The organism is Endozoicomonas atrinae, assembly GCF_001647025.1.
Classification (GTDB): domain Bacteria; phylum Pseudomonadota; class Gammaproteobacteria; order Pseudomonadales; family Endozoicomonadaceae; genus Endozoicomonas; species Endozoicomonas atrinae.
On the sequence record NZ_LUKQ02000339.1, the window covers coordinates 1 to 4,523 of the forward strand.

The 4,523-nt window shown below is 43.8% G+C and carries 4 protein-coding genes; 3 read left to right on the forward strand and 1 reads right to left on the reverse strand.

From position 1 onward, the window contains the following. Window positions 1–116: 116 nt before the first annotated feature. A complete protein-coding gene (locus AK963_RS25640; RefSeq protein ID WP_066018212.1) occupies window positions 117–983 on the reverse strand; it encodes a hypothetical protein in 867 nt (288 codons plus the stop codon). A 160-nt stretch (window positions 984–1,143) separates the two neighbouring features. On the opposite strand from AK963_RS25640, the gene AK963_RS25645 reads away from it, so the two are divergent. The 3 genes from AK963_RS25645 to AK963_RS25655 all read left to right on the forward strand — a co-directional run bounded on the left by AK963_RS25645 (window position 1,144) and on the right by AK963_RS25655 (window position 4,282). Next, window positions 1,144–2,112, forward strand: a complete 969-nt coding sequence (locus tag AK963_RS25645) for a ribonuclease Z (RefSeq protein ID WP_066018213.1) — start codon at window positions 1,144–1,146, stop codon at window positions 2,110–2,112. A gap of 271 nt (window positions 2,113–2,383) precedes the next feature. After that, on the forward strand, window positions 2,384–3,148 hold the full coding sequence (locus tag AK963_RS25650; protein ID WP_139117661.1) for a hypothetical protein: 765 nt from the start codon (window positions 2,384–2,386) through the stop codon (window positions 3,146–3,148). Between the two features lie 513 nt (window positions 3,149–3,661). Continuing rightward, window positions 3,662–4,282: a BamJ family beta-barrel-assembly machinery protein gene (locus tag AK963_RS25655; RefSeq protein WP_066018215.1), complete on the forward strand. Its 621-nt coding sequence runs from the start codon at window positions 3,662–3,664 to the stop codon at window positions 4,280–4,282. Window positions 4,283–4,523: the final 241 nt, after the last annotated feature.

Here is a 4,523-nt window from a genome sequence, read left to right on the forward strand (position 1 = left end):
ATCATCCTGAGTTTTAATCTGACTGGCTATTTGATCTACCAGTTTTTCGTTGATTTCAACGCTCATTGTTATTCTCCATTTTGGAGTATTAACGACAAGCGTTTACACAATTTAAATTACATTCCCGAGTATTGGGCACTATTATAGGCAGCAGCCAATCCTTCAAGAGCACACATATAACTTGCCTGATCCATAGCATGAGGCATCAATGCCCCCTGCATCTCCAAATAAGCATTAGCCTCAGAGCTAAGCATACTCGAAGACCCAGAAACAGCTTCAAATTTTTCAGACATGGATTCTAAGAAAGGAGGTTGCCAGCTGTGTCCTGCCTCTTCTTTATTTTTTTTAACATTCGGCTCACATTCAGGAAATTGATCTAATCCCAACGGAGCCTTTTGGTTACGAGTACCAAGTTTATGTGTACAAGCTATCTCATTAGTAACACCTGTAACGTCGTGACTTGAAGAGCACAATTCTCCTGTATCACTCTGCAAATGGCGCAAGTCTCCATGGCTACCTCCCCAGTCACATGATTCCAAGTCTGGCTCATCTGTACTCACTACTCTTAAATCGACAGGCACCTGCAAATCAGCGGCTTGCATGTCTGCTTCAAAGTAGCCTTCAGAGGGGCTCTTTCTCTTTAATCCACATCGACCAGAGGCAACGTCACTAACATATGGCGTAGCCTCGCCTGAAGAGAGATCAATCCGATAATATCGAGGTATCAAATAACGCTTCGGGTCACACTTAACGATAATAAAAGAATCACCATTTAAACATTGTCCAGTCTGTTCTGAATTGGCCATAATAGCCCTTTCGCGACCAACTAGAAGCTTCTCTTTACTGTCTAGTTCCAATCCCTCAGGGTTTTGCCTCTGCCTACATGAATGTCCCCCAAAGAGCATATCCCTCTTGGATATATGTTGCTGCCCACTCAGCTGAATTTCAGCAGGAGCAACAAAATCAACCCCGGTTACTTGCATTATTCAATACCCTGCAATCATATAATCAAAATACAGATAGCCTTCGATTAGAATTATCAGAAAAAATTCCGCAAACTCGATGGTTGACTCAAAAACATATCCCCCTAAACCATTCAACCATCTGGTACACTTTCATTGAATACGATTATTGAGTGTGTTTATGAGACTGACTTTCCTGGGAACTTCGGCAGGAATGCCCACCACCGAAAGAAATGTCACGGCACTGGCACTGGCCATTGATGATGCCAGACAGTGGTATCTGGTGGACTGCGGTGAAGGTACGCAACACCAGCTGCTTCGCTGTCGCTATACCCTCAACAATCTCAAAACCATCTTTATTACCCATGTGCATGGCGATCACATGTATGGCCTGCCCGGACTGATCACCTCCGCCAGTATGCAGGGACGACAGGCCCCACTGACAATCTGTGCACCTGATGGCGTCCAGCAGTTTGTTGAGGCTGCTTTACACTATGCCGATGTTTCAGGACTGCCATTCAGCATTGAGTTTATTCGTACAGACCAGCCAGCTTTTGAGTATCAGGATACCCAGGTGACTGTCACAGCTCACCCTCTCTCTCATCGTGTTCCAAGTTTTGCCTATCGTTTTGAGGAAAAAACATTCAGTACCCAGCTAAATATTCAAAAGCTGAATGCGCTGGGCATTCCCAGGGGAGAGCTCTGGGGTTTTTTACAGAAAGGACAGGCAATTACGCTTGAGGATGGCCGGCAGGTTCACCCAGAGCAGGTTCTACAACCTCCACCGACAAGCCGGATTGTTATCATTGCGGGCGATAACGATAAGCCAGAGTTATTGGTTGATGCACTTCAGGGCGCTCATTTATTGGTTCATGAAGCCACGCTAACCGATGCGGCTCTGCAGAAAGTCGGACCTGTCTGGATGCACAGCTCAGCCCGGATGGTTGCTGAAGCAGCTGAGGCCAGCGGTGTTCCCAATTTGATTCTTACCCACTTCAGTGGTCGTTACCAACTATCCTCCGAGGCAGAGCCCAACAGTATCCGTACGTTAAAAGCAGAAGCTGAAACGTACTATTCGGGTAATACTGGCCTTGCCAGCGATTTCAGTACCTGGACAGTAAACAGGGCCGGTCAACTGATTGAAGGTTAGTAGTAATTTGCCAGTCACCATATATGGATACTTGATAGTAACCGGAATCAACAGCAATGTATTAATAAGCAAGTAGAACCAACAATTAACCACGAGTTTCACTTAAAATTAATAATAAATAATTACAACCCATTGATCATGTTATTAAAGACAGGATTAAAAAATCAAGCAATGAAATAATAAAAACAAGCCTTATTGTCTATACTGTCGTTCTATTGAAAATATCAACAATTGAAAAAGCACTCTAAAATCCAATCAAGTGAAGGAATTAATGATGTACACTGCATTGGCTAATCCCACGCCAGAAGCCCGCTATCAGCAATATAAAAATCATGTACAAGAAACCCTCCACCAGGAATCCGTACAATTTAAAGAAAGATCTTTACAAATAAATGCCAAAGCAGAACCACTGACTAAGAGCCTTCAACAGCAGCTTAATACTTTTCGAGAAAATGGAGATGATTTAAATTCCAGACGAAGGATGCTGTTAGAGTGGTGTATACAAGAATTAGAAGGAGAGCCTTCTGACAGCACAAGTATTCATGCGGTACTAACAGAAGAGCCAAAGGGTAAAGTTGAGAGAGAAGACCAGAAAAAGCCAGGCTATATTGTAAACGCAGAAAACAACACACGAAATTTCTGCCATGAAGCCTTGGAAGAAATTAAAAAAGGAGAGGGGCTTTCATCAATCACCAGAAAAGCGCTTCTTAATCGTTGTATAGAAGAAATATATATGGGTGCACCTGAAAGTGAAAAGGTACATATGACGCTCCTAAGTCAGTCTCAATTCAAGACTGAAAGAAACTTAGAACAGGATTTTCAGGACCAGCTGGCATTTGTTCGTTCTGAGAGGAAGTCTCTGGATTCCGAGCAGTTGGCTTTAGCAGTCGAACCCATGACCACTGATATACAAGACAGGTTGGATTCCATTAAACATTTTACATCAGAACTGGTTGAACTGGAGCCAAGATATGTTCAAGTCATTGCCAAAATGCACATGTCATGGACCCCATTCAGTAAAAGAGAGGGAATGTAATTTAAATTGTGTAAACGCTTGTCGTTAATACTCCAAAATGGAGAATAACAATGAGCGTTTACACAATTTAAATTACATTCCCTCTCTTAGCCCTTTTTTATAGATCTTTGGTAAATAATGTGATTATTCATCAAACAGCATGAGACATGGTCATATCCAGCCTTTCCACAGTCAATCTATGGCAAGCATAGGGGGCGTTCTCAATTAGCCATGAGACCAGTTGATCACTGCTTATGTGGAATCAGCATATTGCGCAGTTAACGCCTTTATGCCCTGAGGGTATTGCCTGGCAAAAACCGTGGGTGGCTGGTCACATGTCTAATTGAGAACGCCCCCTAACTGGCTCTAAGAAAAATTGCCTCTGTGACAAACCTGGCAGAGGTAACCCCCACATACGCACAGTATCAGCCCTGTAAATCCATCAATGCACGAAAAGTTGACTGGCCTTATCAATCGATTATCGGCTAATCGTGATATACTCGCTCGCTTAATTCATAAAGAAGTTGATAATTAATGTCTGATATTTATAAAACCATGGAAGAACGGGTCAGCTACGGTATTGGTCGTCAGATGGGTGATCAGCTGGCCTCCAACCCAATCGCTGGATTATCAATTGATGCGGTACTGGCAGGTCTGGCTGATGCCCTGAACGGTGTAGAAAGCGCTGTTTCCCATGAAGACCTGCACGTTGCCTTTACTGAGATGCAAAAGCGTCTGCAGGCTGAAGAAGCTGAAAAGGCACGCGTTCTTTCTGCTGAAGGGGAGCAGTTTCTGGCAGAAAATGCCCAGCGCGAAGGCGTTCAGGTTACCGAGTCCGGCCTGCAGTTTGAAGTAATTACAGAAGGCAGTGGCGAAAAGCCAACCCGAGCCAGCACTGTAAGAACCCATTATCATGGCACACTGATTGACGGGACTGTATTCGACAGCTCAGTTCAACGTGGAGAACCAGCTGAATTTCCAGTATCTGGTGTTATTGCCGGCTGGACAGAAGCACTGCAGATGATGAACACAGGTTCCAAGTGGAAGCTGTTTGTTCCATATCACCTGGCATATGGTGAGCGTGGAGCGGGTGGAGCCATCGGCCCTTACACAACGCTAGTTTTTGAAGTTGAACTGCTGGACATTGTTTCCTGATCGATCAGAAATTTTCAGTCCCTTCCTTACTGACAGGGGCTGAAAATCTTTATGAATTCGTCGGTAACTACTATATAACGGTGCTTTATCGTAGTTTCTTACCTTTTTACTTCTATTACGCCATGTGCGACTTTTAGGTTTGCATAAGGAGACATGACTGAACCTGCTTTCTGCTATTAAAAGCAGTAAAAAGCAAAAAAGAAGGTTTCAGTCATGCCCGTTGAAGAGTTTATCACTACAG

Coding starts and splice junctions, on each gene's coding strand:
- AK963_RS25640 (WP_066018212.1), bottom strand. CDS start 983: ATGCAAGTAACCGGGGTTGATTTTGTTGCTCCTGCTGAAATTCAGCTG.
- AK963_RS25645 (WP_066018213.1), top strand. CDS start 1,144: ATGAGACTGACTTTCCTGGGAACTTCGGCAGGAATGCCCACCACCGAA.
- AK963_RS25650 (WP_139117661.1), top strand. CDS start 2,384: ATGATGTACACTGCATTGGCTAATCCCACGCCAGAAGCCCGCTATCAG.
- AK963_RS25655 (WP_066018215.1), top strand. CDS start 3,662: ATGTCTGATATTTATAAAACCATGGAAGAACGGGTCAGCTACGGTATT.